General features: G+C 44.8%; 13 protein-coding genes. 4 read left to right on the top strand and 9 right to left on the bottom strand.

What is annotated here, in order from left to right; translation table 11 throughout:
* Positions 1 to 4: 4 nt before the first annotated feature.
* From ruvA to NHB35_RS09755, 9 genes are all read right to left on the bottom strand, one after another.
* Complete coding sequence (gene ruvA / locus NHB35_RS09795) at positions 5 to 586, bottom strand: Holliday junction branch migration protein RuvA (protein WP_353432173.1); 582 nt, start codon at positions 584 to 586, stop codon at positions 5 to 7.
* Positions 587 to 633: 47 nt separating this feature from the next.
* On the bottom strand, positions 634 to 1,152 hold the full coding sequence (gene ruvC, locus NHB35_RS09790; protein WP_353432172.1) for a crossover junction endodeoxyribonuclease RuvC: 519 nt from the start codon (positions 1,150 to 1,152) through the stop codon (positions 634 to 636).
* Between the two features lie 31 nt (positions 1,153 to 1,183).
* A complete protein-coding gene (gene purH / locus NHB35_RS09785; protein WP_353432171.1) occupies positions 1,184 to 2,764 on the bottom strand; it encodes a bifunctional phosphoribosylaminoimidazolecarboxamide formyltransferase/IMP cyclohydrolase in 1,581 nt (526 codons plus the stop codon).
* 55 nt (positions 2,765 to 2,819) lie between these two features.
* Positions 2,820 to 3,059, bottom strand: a complete 240-nt coding sequence (locus tag NHB35_RS09780; RefSeq protein ID WP_215316311.1) for a helix-turn-helix domain-containing protein — start codon at positions 3,057 to 3,059, stop codon at positions 2,820 to 2,822.
* 60 nt (positions 3,060 to 3,119) lie between these two features.
* Positions 3,120 to 4,136, bottom strand: a complete 1,017-nt coding sequence (dusB, locus tag NHB35_RS09775; protein WP_353432170.1) for a tRNA dihydrouridine synthase DusB — start codon at positions 4,134 to 4,136, stop codon at positions 3,120 to 3,122.
* A gap of 154 nt (positions 4,137 to 4,290) precedes the next feature.
* Entirely contained in the window at positions 4,291 to 5,448 is a 1,158-nt protein-coding gene (locus tag NHB35_RS09770; RefSeq protein ID WP_353432169.1) for an FAD-dependent monooxygenase, read from the bottom strand.
* Positions 5,449 to 5,465: 17 nt separating this feature from the next.
* A complete protein-coding gene (pepP, locus tag NHB35_RS09765) occupies positions 5,466 to 6,827 on the bottom strand; it encodes a Xaa-Pro aminopeptidase (RefSeq protein ID WP_353432168.1) in 1,362 nt (453 codons plus the stop codon).
* The gene (murU, locus tag NHB35_RS09760) at positions 6,820 to 7,536 is read right to left on the bottom strand and encodes an N-acetylmuramate alpha-1-phosphate uridylyltransferase MurU (protein WP_353432167.1); all 717 of its coding nucleotides are present in this window, start codon (positions 7,534 to 7,536) and stop codon (positions 6,820 to 6,822) included. Before murU ends, pepP begins: the two co-directional genes overlap by 8 nt.
* Before the next feature lie 11 nt (positions 7,537 to 7,547).
* A complete protein-coding gene (locus NHB35_RS09755) occupies positions 7,548 to 8,549 on the bottom strand; it encodes a phosphotransferase (RefSeq protein ID WP_353432166.1) in 1,002 nt (333 codons plus the stop codon).
* Between the two features lie 32 nt (positions 8,550 to 8,581).
* Between NHB35_RS09755 and lptD the strand changes: the two genes are divergently transcribed.
* The 4 genes from lptD to rsmA are packed head-to-tail and all read left to right on the top strand — an operon-like array spanning position 8,582 to position 14,309.
* Positions 8,582 to 11,116: an LPS assembly protein LptD gene (gene lptD, locus NHB35_RS09750; RefSeq protein WP_353432165.1), complete on the top strand. Its 2,535-nt coding sequence runs from the start codon at positions 8,582 to 8,584 to the stop codon at positions 11,114 to 11,116.
* Between the two features lie 17 nt (positions 11,117 to 11,133).
* Positions 11,134 to 12,555: a peptidylprolyl isomerase gene (locus tag NHB35_RS09745; RefSeq protein WP_353432164.1), complete on the top strand. Its 1,422-nt coding sequence runs from the start codon at positions 11,134 to 11,136 to the stop codon at positions 12,553 to 12,555.
* Positions 12,530 to 13,549, top strand: coding sequence for a 4-hydroxythreonine-4-phosphate dehydrogenase PdxA (gene pdxA / locus NHB35_RS09740; protein WP_353433438.1), 1,020 nt, complete (start codon positions 12,530 to 12,532; stop codon positions 13,547 to 13,549). The genes NHB35_RS09745 and pdxA overlap by 26 nt, the downstream gene beginning before the upstream one ends.
* Positions 13,533 to 14,309 (top strand): 16S rRNA (adenine(1518)-N(6)/adenine(1519)-N(6))-dimethyltransferase RsmA, encoded by a 777-nt coding sequence (gene rsmA, locus NHB35_RS09735; RefSeq protein ID WP_353432163.1) that lies wholly within the window; start codon positions 13,533 to 13,535, stop codon positions 14,307 to 14,309. Before pdxA ends, rsmA begins: the two co-directional genes overlap by 17 nt.
* Positions 14,310 to 14,317 lie beyond the last annotated feature (8 nt).

Raw genomic sequence — 14,317 nt, 5'->3', positions numbered from 1 at the left:
CGGGTTAAGCCTTCGATAAATACTTTAAGCCCATACGGATACCGTCGGATACAGTTGTGTCAGGCGGAAGTTGCTTTAACGCTAAGAGCGCTTCTTTCTCAGAATAACCAAGAGATAAGAGTGCCTGCAAGACTTCGCTATTAGTATCGGGCGTATGGGTTCTTCCTGGGGCTATTCCTAAATCAGGCGCAAGCTTTCCTTTGAGCTCTAAACAAAGTCGTTCTGCAGTCTTTTTGCCAATGCCAGGAACTTGGGTAAGGCGATTAGCTTCTTGTAATGCAATAGCTTGGGCAAGCTCGTTCACGCTCATCCCGGAAAGAATGGCTAAAGCAGTGCGTGAGCCAACGCCACTAATCTTAATGAGCTGTCTAAATGCTTCACGTTCTGTTTCAGTTGCAAAACCAAAAAGCTGCTGTGCATCTTCGCGTACCTGAAAGTGAGTCAGTAAGGTAATTTTTTGTCCTACTTGAGGCAATTGGTATAGGGTGCTCATCGGAACATCCACCTCATATCCAATGCCTTGGCAATCGACCAATAAGCGAGGGGGGTGAACTGAAACGAGGATTCCTTGAATGCGACCAATCATATGAAGATCTTAACCTGTAATGTACTTTGACATCGCTTCTACTACTCTTAGCGCCTAGATTTTTTGGGTGTTAAAGCAGACGTGATTGCCTTAGGAATTTGTGCGTGGTGAGCCGCACAAATCGCGACTCCCAGTGCATCCGATGCGTCGCTTCCAGGCGCCCGACTTAGCCTGAGTAAACGCTTCACCATCTCTTGTACTTGGGGCTTGGCTGCTCGACCAGTACCGACAATCGCTTGTTTGACTCTTAATGCGCTAAATTCAGATACGGGTAAGTTTGCTGAGACTAAAGCAGCAATTACTGCCCCTCTTGCTTGACCCAACATGAGGGTAGAGCGTGGATTGACATTGAGAAAGACTTCTTCAATTGCAGCAGACTCTGGATGATAGGTGTCGAGAACTTCTTTTACACCCTGATAAAGAGTTCCTAGTCGATCTGGCAATCCTTTGGCAGGGTCTCCACTTTCGATTGTTCCCGAGGCTACATATGTCAGCTTCTGGCCTTCGACATCAATGACGCCAAAACCAGTAGTACGTAGACCTGGGTCAATTCCGATCCAACGCATGAATATTGATCAGCCTATCTTCTCTGAAAGCCTAGTGACGGAAGTGTCGTGTGCCAGTAAAGATCATGGCAATCCCATGCTCATCGGCAGCGGCAATGATTTCTTCATCGCGCATACTGCCGCCTGGCTGAATTGCACAGCTAGCGCCACCATTCACCACAACATCTAGACCATCGCGGAACGGGAAGAAGGCATCACTGGCTACTGCTGAACCTTTGAGACTAAGACCAGCATTCTCCGCTTTGATGCTTGCCATGCGCGCGGAGTCAACGCGGCTCATTTGGCCTGCGCCAATACCCAAAGTCATGCCGTTAGCGCAATACACAATTGCATTGGATTTAACAAATTTAGCAACACGCCATGCAAACATCATGTCATTCATTTCGCTTGGAGTTGGCTGTCTCTTACTAACTACGCGCATTTCATTTTGTAAGACATTTTTTGCGTCAGGTGATTGGACTAATAATCCACCGCCTACACGTTTGAAGTCATAAGTATTAAACGCAGTGCCCAATGTAATTTCGAGAAGGCGAACATTTTGCTTGGCTGCAAAAATGGCTTTCGCTTCTTCACTAAAGCTAGGTGCAATTAACACTTCAACAAATTGTTTTGAAATCGCTTCAGCCGCCGTACCATCGCATGGAACATTAAAGGCAATAATTCCGCCAAATGCAGAGCTCGGATCTGTTTTGAATGCCTTTTGGTAGGCCTCAAGCGCGTTTGCCGCCACTGCAACACCACAAGGATTTGCATGTTTGATGATGACGCAGGCTGCAGCACCGTCAGCATTGCCAGTAAAGCTTTTCACGCATTCCCAAGCAGAGTCTGCGTCAGCAATATTGTTATAAGACAACTCTTTGCCTTGCAATTGCTTGTAATTAGCGAGTGCGCCAGCAACAGGATAGATATCTTTATAAAAAGCGGCTGATTGATGTGGGTTTTCACCATAGCGCATCTCTTGGACTTTTTCAAAAGCAAGATGCAGGGTTTCTGGATAAGCTGAACGCGCTTTGTGATTCAAATCATCGCCCAAGGCAGATAGGTAGTTAGCAATTGCACCATCGTACTGGGCTGTATGTGCAAATACTTTTTTAGCGAGACTCAAGTTGGTTTTATAGGAGACGGTATTGTTGTTTGCTTTCATCTCCGCTAGAACGGGCGTGTAATCTTCGGGAGAAATCAGTACTGTGACATCCCGATGATTTTTGGCGGCCGCACGTAACATCGCTGGACCGCCAATATCAATATTTTCTACTGCATCTTCAAAAGAACAATCTTCTTTGGCAACGGTTTCATTAAAGGGATAGAGGTTGATCACCAGCATATCGATAGTATCAATACCGTGCTCTTTAAGTGCTGCCATGTGCTCAGGAAAGTCCCTACGTGCCAGTAAACCGCCATGCACCATGGGGTGCAGAGTTTTAACGCGTCCATCGAGCATTTCTGGAAACTTGGTCAAGGAAGAAACTTCCACCACTGGTAATTGATTCTCTGCCAATAATTTAGCCGTGCCGCCAGTTGAAATGAGTTTGATGCCTTGATCATGTAAGGCTTTAGCAAAGGGTACGATACCATTTTTATCGGAGACGGATAGGAGTGCTGTGCGGATCATATTGATAGATGAGTAAATGAATTAATGGCTAAATAGCTTGAAGGAAATTTGCAAATTACTTTAGAAGCTGATGCTCGACTAATTTTTTATGTAAGGTATTGCGGTTGATGCCCAGATACTGTGCTGCTAGCGATTGGTTTTGCTTAGCATGGCGCATTACGAGCTCTAACATTGGTTTCTCTACTACTGCTAATACCATTTGATATACATCGGTTGGAGCAGTACCTTTAAGATCATTTAGGTAGCCCTGAAGATGGGTTTCAATACATTCTGTTATGGGGTGCTTGTTGCTCATATAAATCAATAAATGCTAAAAAATAAAAATAGGAAAAGTGAATAAGTCAAAATAAATGAATTAGGCTGCTTCTAAAAAGACAAGGCGATCAGAGTGAGATTTCATCTCATCAAAATAATCGTTCACCATCTGTAGCTGTGTTTTGCAGTCATCAGCAGTATTCATGCGCTGACGGAATGCATGAGAGTTTCTTAAGCCCTTACAGTACCAACCAATATGTTTGCGAGCCGTACGAAGACCAATATGCTCACCATAGAACTCATAATGATCTAGGAGATGAACATTCATGATGCTTTGAATTTCATTTATTTCAGGTATAGGTAATTTGTCACCAGTATTTAGATAGTGATTAATTTCCCGAAAGATCCAAGGTCTGCCTTGTGCAGCACGACCAATCATGATGGCATCAGCGCCAGTAGTTTTTAAAACGTACTCGGCTTTTTCGGGAGTATCAATATCTCCATTGGCAACCACGGGAATCCTGATACTATTTTTTACAGCTTGAATAGTCTCGTACTCTGCTTCTCCGTGATAAAGATCGGCGCGTGTGCGACCATGAACTGTCAGCATTGAGATACCAGATTGTTCGGCAATGCGAGCGATCTCTAATGCATTTTTATTCTCACGATCCCAGCCCGTACGAATCTTTAATGTCACTGGTACCGCATTTGGTCCAATGCCCACAGCATTTACTACAGCTTCCAGAATTGTTTTGACTAACGGTTCATCGCGTAAGAGTGCCGATCCTGCAGCAACATTACAAACTTTTTTTGCTGGGCATCCCATATTGATATCAATAATTTGCGCACCATGATCGACGTTTACTTTTGCGGCCGCAGCCATCATCGCGGGATCTGCGCCAGCAATTTGAACGGCGATGGGCTTGAATTCACCCTGATGATTTGCGCGTCGTTGTGTCTTTTCGCTTTTCCAAAGCAAGGCATTTGATGCCACCATTTCTGAAACAGCGTAACCAGCCCCTAGGGTTTTACAAAGTTGTCTAAATGGACGGTCTGTAACCCCGGCCATTGGGGCAACAAAAAGTCGATTTGCGAGGGTATGAGGGCCAATCTTCATTTATTGTGAATTAGGGCTGGGGGATGCGTTTATTTGTCTTGCGGAAAGCATGACACTTTAGCACATTTAAGCCCTAATCTGCCTATTTTTTAAGCAGATGATAAAGGGCTATCAAGCTAAGAAATAAAGGTCGTTCACAGGCCTTGAGAGGCTCTTAGCGCCTGCCAAACATCATTTGGCGAGCTAAGGCTGTCTTGACTGGTGGAAGCCACTGAAGGGCCGATAAGGCTAACCCGCGTGCAAAGACAATTGGCACTAAATTTGATGTGAAAATTCTGGCCATGAAGTCTGTCAAGCCGATCGTGGCAGTTCGGTCTACCTTTCGGCTTTGCGCATACTCTTCTAGCGCACTATGAATTTGTGCGGAGGTTTGCTCTTCAGTAGGGCCTGCAAAAACACAACTCAATTTTTCTGCAAGTAAAAAGGAATCTCTTAATCCAAGATTGAGTCCTTGGCCTGCAACAGGATGTAGAGTTTGTGCAGCATTGCCGATCCAAACTTCAGTGCCTTTAATAATTTCTTTGCGATAGTTCAAACCTAGTTCAAATAAGCGACGATCTTGCACTTTCAAAAATTTACCGATACGAGAGCCAAATTCATTTTGTAGGGAGTTTAGAAAATCGGCGTCACTAAGTTGCAGGCGATGTTTCGAAGATTCAGGAGAGCCACACCATACGAGATTCAATATGTTTGGGCCGTAATGACTTGGCAGAATAGCTAGTGGACCCTCAGCGGTGAAGCGTTCCCAAGCTTGGTGAGGGGCTGCCTTTTCTACTTCAACTAAGCCCACAAGGGCTGATTGCCCATAGTCTCTTCCAGACTCTACCCAATCTTGTTTCTTAAACAAACCACCCTCAGCATGCACGATACATTTAGCTTGAATCGTTGCTTGTGCGGTGTCATCAGTCGCATGCAGCCATTGGAAACGAGAGCTTTTTTCTTGAATGACTCTTAAGGCTTGGCGCAATGCAAGGTGAATATCGTGATAGCGAACAATATGTCCGAGCGCACTTTGATTAAGCTCCTCCCGAGTCATTAATGCCCTTCCAAAGCGACCTGCTTGTGAGACATGCACTTGATGAATTTCAGCGTAATCTTTAGGCCAAGCACTGATCGTTTCGAGCAATAGCTTGCTTCCATGAGAAAGCGCAATCCCACGACTATCCCCTGCTTTTAAATCAGCATCATTGCTGGGATTTCGATCTACCAGAGTAAGTTTAGCTTCAGGAAGTTTTTGCAATATCCAGGCGGCACAAGCGAGCCCAACAGGGCCACCACCTTGAATCACGATATCGCAAGAATGAGTACTCATTGATCTAATGCAAATAATTAGTGCTTCATTAAGGCTTCAATCTCGTCGGCATTTACTGGCACTCCACGAGAAATGAGTTCGCAACCCGAGTCATTAATGACGGCATCATCTTCTATACGGATACCAATGTTCCAGAAAGACTCATCAATATCATCAGCGGGCCTAATATAAAGGCCTGGCTCGATGGTGATAACCATTCCACTCTTGAGAATGCGCCAAGGTTTTTCTGTTTGGGGCTGAGAAATTTCTTCTCTATAAGAGCCCACATCATGCACATCCATGCCTAGCCAATGAGAGGTGCGGTGCATATAAAAACGTCTATAGGCACCCGTTTCGATAGCATTCTCTAGAGAGCCAACATCATTTAGCTTGATTAACTTCTCATCCAATAAACCTTGTGTCAGCACTTTGACTGCTGCTTCATGGGGTTGCATGAAAGTGTTGCCAGGCTTGGTCATAGCAATTGCTGCCTCTTGGGCGGCAAGAGTAATGTCATATAGAGCACGTTGCGGCCCAGTAAATTTGCCATTTACTGGAAAGGTGCGAGTGATATCTGAAGCGTAACCATCTAATTCACATCCTGCATCTATTAGGCAAAGCTCACCACTGCGTAATTCGGTAGAGCCGGCGCGATAGTGAAGGATGCAAGAGTTGGCACCACCAGCAACAATGCTGTTGTATGCCACACTTTGTGCGCCACTATTACGGAATTCATGAAGCAATTCAGCCTCTAATTGATACTCGCGCATACCAGGCTTGCAAATTTGCATGGCACGAATATGGGCGCGCGCAGAAATAGCGGCAGCGCGACGCATGATGTCGAGTTCATGCGCATCTTTAAATAAGCGCATTTCATGAATGAGCACTTCAATATCGTGCAACTCTGACGGCGGATTAATGCCGCTACGCGCTTGTGCACGAACTTGTTTCATCCAACGTCTTAGTTGCGCATCCGCTTCTTTATTTTCAGCCAATCGAATATATATCGCAGTTTGATCCGCCAGCAACTCACCAAGCTTCTGATCAAGATCATGGTTACTGTGAGCAAACTCTATTCCTAATGCCTTGGGTGCTGCCTCAGGCCCCAAACGAATGCCATCCCAGATTTCACGCTCAAGATCTTTCGGCCTGCAAAATAAGTGAGACTCGACGGCATGTGATTTCCCGCTATCGCTAACTTTCATGACCAGGGTAGCGCCTGGCTCTCCAAAGCCTGTTAAATAAAAAAAGTCGCTGTCATGGCGATAGGGAAATTCACTGTCACGGTTGCGCGTAAGCTCTGGGGCGGTAGAGATAACAGCAATACCACCGCCGGTTTTGGCAAAAATATGTTTCGCTAAAGTATTTCTGCGATTTTGATAGATATCCGTTTTATTCATATGCTGCATTGAGTTCTTGTAAGCGTTGTGGTGTACCTACATCGTGCCATGGTCCTGGATATTTTTCACCAGATACTTTGTTTTGGTCCATTGCCGCCCTTAATAGAGGTGCTAATTTTGCTGGGCTACCAATCTCAATGTTTTGGAATAGATCTTTGTGATAGATGCCTATTCCAGAAAAGGTTAGCTTTTCAGAGTCACTTAGTTCTTGAGAACTAATCCGATTACCTTGAAGATAAAAATCACCGTTTGGATGCTGAACGGGGTTTGGCACCATTAATAGATGTGCCAATACAGGACTCGACTGATTTTTTATTCTAGAAACTTCTTCCAGAATTTGATGTATTGGTAGGTTTGGACAAAACACATCGCCATTAATGACCAAAAAGTAATCATCTGCTTGCAGTAAAGGTAGCGCCTTTGCTATTCCGCCGGCAGTTTCAAGTGCGGTTTCTTCTGGTGAATATTGGATTTGGAGGCCAAATTGGTTTCCATTGCCAAGAGATTCCTCAATCTTGTGACCAAGCCATGCGTGATTAATCACCACCTTTTTAATTCCTGCATCTGCTAGTGCCTCCAGGTGCCATGCTAGTAGGGATTTATTTTGTATTGTCAATAAAGGTTTTGGTAGCGTATCTGTCAGTGGACGCATACGTTCTCCTCTGCCAGCAGCAAGCAAAAAGCATGGAAGAGAGGTGCGTTGTTTCATTTTGGTAAATCTTATTTCTGAGAGGTTTGAGTGGATTCCAAAATTCTTGCCAAGGGTTTTAACTCGATATACCGGTTTGCGGTTGCAATGGCGTATTCCAAGACCAATGGGATATCTTTTAAATAACCATCTTTGCCGTCACGATGAAATAGCCTTGCAAAGATACCAAGTACCTTAAGATGACGCTGCAAGCCCATCCATTCAAAATCTCGGTAGAACTGTCCAAAGTCATCAGGCATTGCTAGTCCTGCTTTGCGACCTTGTTCCCAAAATTTAATAACCCAATCAATAACACGCTCTTCAGGCCAGCAAATATAGGCATCGCGCCAAAGTGACGCAGCATCATAAGTAATAGGCCCATACACCGCATCCTGAAAGTCTATTACGCCCGGATTATTTTCAGCTGTAACCATCAAGTTGCGTGAATGGTAATCGCGATGTACATAGACTTTAGCTTGTGCCAAATTGTTTTCAATGATTAATGCAAAAGCATCTTTAAGTTGTTGCTTTTGGATAGCAGTGAGTTCAATTTGTAGATGTGCCTTGAGATACCAATCGGGAAATAAATCCAATTCTCGCTGAAGTAATGCTTCATCATAATTTGGCAGAATGTCGGGCTTACTTGCCATTTGCATTTGTATTAATGCTTGTGTGGCATCTTGATACAGTGCATTTGCAGTTTGATCATTGAGTGCTGCAAGATAGGTTTGATTGCCAAGATCGTTTAATAATAAAAATCCTTCAGATAAATTTTGCTCTAAGATTTTTGGCGCATTTAATCCTGCTTCAGAAAGCAGTAAATCAACCTGAATGAATGCGTCTAGAGGTTCATGTTGGGGCGGTGCATCCATGATGATTAGGCTCCCAAATTTCGGATTTTGGGACTGAATACGGAAATAGCGTCTAAAGCTGGCGTCCGCAGAAGCCGGGGCCAAAGTGTCGAGATCTAATTGCCAGTTAGCCTGGAGGGTTTTTAGCCAGTTTTTTAGGGTGTTTAAGCGAGAGTCAGTCATGGTCGATTCGTATAATAAGGCGGTCTGGATCCATGAGTCATTATCGCCGTCGCGCCGGCTTTTGCGCCCCTCTTTTTTTAGCCATAACCCTGCGCATACTGATCGGGGTGGCATTGCTTCCAGTTTCGCTTTTGGGACACGCTCAGGCGCCAGCGGCACTCCCTCCAGTTTCGCAAGCTACACAGAATTTCACACTCTTACCAGACCGAGGAAATGTCACTGTTCTCAAGTTGGATGATCAACTGCGGGTGGGCAAGCCAATCTCTGATGGTGAGGCTCTGACCTTTACATCTAGTGATGTGATTGACGGGGTTGTTGAGCGAGATATGCATCTGAAAGGTCGCGCTCAAATTCGTCGTAATGGAGCAGCGCTAAAAGCTGATGAGATTACCTATAACCCTGATACTGATATTGCCGACTTAATTGGTAACGCTGAACTTTCAAAAGGGAATACAACCTTCAAAGGTCCAAAGGGACAATTTAAGGTGGATGCACGTGAAGGTTTTATGGAGTCACCATCCTATGAGCTCAGAGATACACGTGGAAATGGCACGGCCAATAAGTTAACGATTGAAAACTCGGACATCTTTGTATTTGATCGAGCGACATATACGACATGTACTCCAGAGAATATGGATTGGTATTTCACGGCAAGTAGTCTTGAGATTGATAACGAACAAAAAGAAATGGTTGGCACTAATGGTGTGATGCGTTTCTTTAATGTGCCAATTGCCTATGTTCCTTATTTCACAGCGCCAACTTCAGGTGAACGCAGGACTGGTTTGCTAGCACCAGTTGTTGGCTATAACTCCAATAATGGTTTGGATATCACAGCGCCTTACTATGTGAACATCGCCCCCAATCGTGATCTATTGTTATTGCCACGTGAAATGAATCATCGCGGTTTTATGCTTGGCGCCTCTTATCGTTTTCTTGAGAGAGAGTATTCCGGTGTTGCTACTGGTGAGTATTTGCCTTATGACAAGCAGACTGGCACGAATCGTTGGAAGTACGATTGGCAACAACGTCAAATCTTCTCAGGCGGTGTTGGGCCCGGTGGCATCCCGATGCCTGGGTCATGGAGTGGCTATGCCAATATGTCACGTGTCTCGGATAGCTTGTATCCAACCAACTTTTCACAAAGTATTGCTGGTCAAGTAACCAGCCAATTCCGTCAAGAGCTAGGTACATCTAAGCAGTTGACTGGTGAATTAAGTAATTGGGTTGTGGGGGCTAAGGCAGCTACATTCCAAACCTTGCAACCTGATCCGAATAATTTAGTGCAAGCGCCTTACAACGTATTGCCAAATATTACTGCTGCCTATAACAGTCAGCTTAGTCCTGTGGTGTCGGATCCAACTGGAAGATATTTGGCATTGCCTACAGGACCGAAGACCTCTTTCTCGGCTGATTACACTCGCTTTGCTTATGCATTGGGAAGTAATTTTAATGCTCCGCCACCAGGCGCTTACACGCAAGCAGATCGAACTGTAGTAAAGGCTGGATTATCGCTGCCACAAATTACTCCTGGGTATTACATTACGCCTACAGTGAGTTTTCAGTCGAATACTTACAATGCAACTGCTAATCCAGCAGCTTTTACCGGCACAAGTCCTGCAGCTGTTCAAGGTTTCACGATACCGACATTTAGTTTGGATTCGGGATTAGCCTTTGAAAGAGATGCTAAAGAGCTTCATGGTTTCTTTGGTCGCGATATGTTGCTAACAATGGAGCCAAGAGCGTTTTACGCCTACACGCCATATCAAAGTCAGGCCAATACGCCTGTATTTGATACTGCTGATGCTGGTTTTGGTGTGTCGCAAATTTTTACGGCTAATACTTTTATCGGCAATGATCGTATTGCCGATACGAATGCTGCGACACTAGGCTTAACGAGTCGTATGATTGAATCAAATACAGGTGCAGAGCGTGCGAATGTGACCCTGGCTCAGAAGCAACAGTTTACTGGGCAAAAAGTGGGCCTCAATGGAAACATTGCTAACCCAACAACATATTCAGATACCTTAGGTTCAGCTTCCGTTCGATTGCTTGGCAACTTTAGTGCGGATATGTTTGGCCAGTACAACACGCAGTTAAATCGTTTTGTGCAGACAACAGTTGGCGCGAGTTGGCGCCCTACAGTTGGTAGAAGCCTGAACTTTGGTTACCGTAATGTATGGTCGCCACCAATCCAGGCATCAGCACAAAATAATCAAGTGGCAACTCCTGCAGCCACCACTACGGATCAATACAATATCTCCGGGCAATGGCCATTGACTCGCGAAGTTTCAGTGCTGGGTCGTTGGGGCTATGATGCTTTGACAACTAAAACCCTAAATACTTTGGTTGGCTTGGAATGGACTAAGGATTGCTGGACTTTCCGAGGCGCTTATTCCCAGGCAGTTAATACATCCCTTATTACAACTACCCAAGTCCTGTTTCAAGTCGAATTTAGGGGCTTTGCTAGCGCAGGAAGTAATCCAGTTGATATCATGAAGTTAAATGTACCTGGGTATATGCCGACTTCTAAGCCTATCCCTCCATCCATATATGAGAATTACCAATGATGCTTTGTAGGTTCAGTTTGAAAAAAATTTTTTGTATTGCCATATTCATATTGGCTGGGGTAGCGAGCGCCCAGGATGTAGCTAAAGCGCCAACCGTGAGCGATAGCAAAATTCGTAATATTGATGGCGTTGCCGCAGTGGTGAATACAGGCTATGTCACTCGCAAAGATATTGATGATCGAATTGCCGCCCTCAGAAAACAAGGTGCAAAACTCCCAGACGATGGATCGTTACGAAAGGTAATCCTAGAGCGATTAATCATAGAAAAGATTCAGTTACAAAACGCCGAGCAAGAGGGCGTCACGGTGACCAATAAAGAGCTTGATAAGATCATTTCCGATATTGCTGAAAAAAATAAAATGAGCGTCGCTGAATTTAAGGCAAAGGTAGTTGCATCAGGAAGCACTTTCGAGCGTTACAAGCAATTATTACGTGATGATGTGATTCTGAGTCGTTATCGAGAGCGGGAAGTCGAAGCAAAAATCAAGATTTCAGATGCCGAGATCGATAACTTCATTGCCGAAAGAACCCGAGCCATTGGTGGCACTGCGCCTCGGTCTGCTCCTGCCGCTAAGGGCGAGCCAGAGGAAATTGATGTAGCCCAAATTTTTATCCCAGTAGATGCATCTGCTGGTGTTGGGGCACAAGCTGAAGCCAAAAGAAAAGCGGACCAACTTTTGCGAGACGCAAAAGGGGATGTGGACTTTATGCAACTTGGTGCTATGGCCGCCAAAGAAAATCTAAAAATTAAATTTCAGGATTTAGGTTATCGCTCGCCCGATCGACTTCCTCAGTTATTTTATGAGGCAATTCGCAATACAGGCGGCGGACAAGTTGCGAACGCAGTAGTTAAAAGTCCCGCTGGTTATCACGTTCTCAAGGTAATGGATCGCCGTGCCATAGCTGTTGGTCAAGCTGCTCAACAAATTGAGCCAGCTGCAGCAAGCTCGAATACACCGCAAAATATACCCATTACGCAGACCATGGCTCGTCATATTTTGTTACGCAACCGCCCTGGTTTAACAGACCAAGATGCTGAGCGTCGTCTGGCTGGATATCGTGATCAGGTTCGTGCAAAGACTGCAGACTTTGGCGAGCTTGCAAAAAAATATTCCGAAGATGGATCTGCACCAAATGGTGGTAATTTAGGTTGGATGGGCCCGGGAGATTTGGTTCCTGAGTTTGAGCAGGCTATGAATCGTTTGCAGATTGGCGAAGTGAGCAACCCAGTGAAGACAGAATTTGGTTGGCACTTGATACAGGTTTTAGAGCGTCGCGAAGCTCAACTAACTGTTGAAAAGCAACGTCAATTTGCGCGTGCTGCAATTCGTGAGAGAAAGTTTGAGCAAGCCTATCAGGATTGGCTGCGCGAGATACGAGATACCGCGACTGTAAAAATCTTGAATGTTGAAGATGCAGCAACTGGTGCCCCTCGTTAAGCTCGTTATTACCACTGGTGAACCAGCTGGTGTCGGTCCTGAGGTATCGATAGCTGCAGCCAAGCAATTTTTGCTAGAGCAAGCCAATGTGAGTATTACTTTATTAGGGGATCAAAACCTTTTAAAGGAGGTAACTCAAGGCGCTAATACCGAGCGTCTTCAAGTGGAAGCTATTCCACTTATTGTTTCTTCCGCTCCTGGCCAATTAAGTACTCAAAATGGCCCATATGTGATTCAACTCTTAGATAAGGCTATTGACGGTTGTATGGCGGGGCAGTTTGATGCGATGGTCACAGCACCTATTCAAAAGAGTGTTATTAATCAAGCTGGACTCGCCTTTACCGGGCACACAGAATATCTCGCGCAACGTTGTGGTGTGAAACACGTAGTGATGATGTTGAGTGCAAATCTAGAAAAGGGGTTTTTGGGGTTGTCTTGTTCAAGAGATCTGAGGGTAGCTTTGGTAACAACTCATTTGCCATTACATAAGGTTTCCGCCTCTTTAAGCCAAGATCTGATTTTGGAAACAATTCAAATTGTGCAACGAGATCTTGAAGCGAAGATGGGTATCGATCATCCTGTGATTCGCGTATCAGGCCTAAATCCTCACGCTGGTGAATCTGGGTATTTGGGCCAAGAGGAGATTGAGATGATTTCTCCGGCAATTGAAGCGGCTAAAAAAATAGGCATTGATGTATCTGGCCCATATCCCGGAGATACTATGTTTGAACCCAAGGCTTTGGAAGGGGTAGATGCTTTTATCGCCATGTATCACGATCAAGGCTTGGCTCCATTTAAGTTTGTCACTTTTGGTGGTGGTGTTAATATCACCTTAGGTTTGCCGATTATTCGAACTTCGGTGGACCATGGAACAGCTTTAGATATCGCCGGTAAGGGTCTAGCTGATTCAGGGTCAATGCTAGAAGCTATTCGCGCGGCATATCAAATGGCGCTTACGCAAAAAAATTGGTTGCTTAATGCATCGCGCACGTAAACGTTTCGGTCAAAATTTCTTACAAGATCAGGGCGTTATTCATGCAATTGTGCGTCTGATTAATCCGAGTTCAGATATGCACGTTATTGAAATCGGACCTGGTCTTGGTGCGCTAACAAGACCATTGCTAAGCAGCCTTTCTCACCTTGATTTATTAGAGATTGATCGAGATTTGGTGGGTTACTGGAATCACGAAAATCTTCAGGGATTGACAGTGATTGAAGGGGATGCCCTCAAGTTTAATTTTAATGAATGGGCGCAGCAACGCTCTGAAAAATCAGGTTTATGCAAGGTAGTTGGTAATCTGCCTTACAATATTTCATCGCCTTTACTCTTTCACTTGGTTTCAGCCGCTTCACATATTGACGAGCAAGTATTTATGCTCCAAGCTGAAGTAGTCGAACGTATGGTGGCGCAAGCTGGAAGCTCTGATTTCAGTAGGCTTTCTGTGATGTTGCAAGCTCGCTACGATATGGAGTTAGCTCTTGAGGTGCCTCCTGAGGCTTTCGAGCCGGCGCCTAAGGTGAACTCAGCAGTAGTGCGAATGATTCCTAGAAGAGATTTCAGCTTAAATGATGTTCAATGGAGCGCTCTAGAACAAGTGGTTGCAGCTGCTTTTTCGCAAAGAAGAAAAATGCTCAGAACAAATCTACAAGAATTTTCTGGCAAGCTAAAGCTTTCTGAAGAGGAGCTGAAAGCCAGGGCTCAAGATATATCTGTGAATCGTTACATTGAATGGGCTAAGATCTTAGCTGCTTAAAACTTCTA

The sequence above is a fragment of the Polynucleobacter sp. MWH-UH23A genome (assembly GCF_040409805.1).
Lineage (GTDB): Bacteria > Pseudomonadota > Gammaproteobacteria > Burkholderiales > Burkholderiaceae > Polynucleobacter.
The sequence above is the reverse complement of the archived record's forward strand: the minus strand, read 5'-3'. Positions and strand labels throughout refer to the sequence as shown.

Excerpts from the sequence above, each read along its gene's own strand:
- pdxA (WP_353433438.1), top strand. The coding sequence starts at position 12,530 with ATGCAGCAACTGGTGCCCCTCGTTAAGCTCGTTATTACCACTGGTGAA.
- lptD (WP_353432165.1), top strand. The coding sequence starts at position 8,582 with ATGAGTCATTATCGCCGTCGCGCCGGCTTTTGCGCCCCTCTTTTTTTA.
- NHB35_RS09770 (WP_353432169.1), bottom strand. The coding sequence starts at position 5,448 with ATGAGTACTCATTCTTGCGATATCGTGATTCAAGGTGGTGGCCCTGTT.
- NHB35_RS09755 (WP_353432166.1), bottom strand. The coding sequence starts at position 8,549 with ATGACTGACTCTCGCTTAAACACCCTAAAAAACTGGCTAAAAACCCTC.
- ruvA (WP_353432173.1), bottom strand. The coding sequence starts at position 586 with ATGATTGGTCGCATTCAAGGAATCCTCGTTTCAGTTCACCCCCCTCGC.
- dusB (WP_353432170.1), bottom strand. The coding sequence starts at position 4,136 with ATGAAGATTGGCCCTCATACCCTCGCAAATCGACTTTTTGTTGCCCCA.
- ruvC (WP_353432172.1), bottom strand. The coding sequence starts at position 1,152 with ATGCGTTGGATCGGAATTGACCCAGGTCTACGTACTACTGGTTTTGGC.
- purH (WP_353432171.1), bottom strand. The coding sequence starts at position 2,764 with ATGATCCGCACAGCACTCCTATCCGTCTCCGATAAAAATGGTATCGTA.
- murU (WP_353432167.1), bottom strand. The coding sequence starts at position 7,536 with ATGAAACAACGCACCTCTCTTCCATGCTTTTTGCTTGCTGCTGGCAGA.
- NHB35_RS09780 (WP_215316311.1), bottom strand. The coding sequence starts at position 3,059 with ATGAGCAACAAGCACCCCATAACAGAATGTATTGAAACCCATCTTCAG.
- rsmA (WP_353432163.1), top strand. The coding sequence starts at position 13,533 with ATGCATCGCGCACGTAAACGTTTCGGTCAAAATTTCTTACAAGATCAG.
- pepP (WP_353432168.1), bottom strand. The coding sequence starts at position 6,827 with ATGAATAAAACGGATATCTATCAAAATCGCAGAAATACTTTAGCGAAA.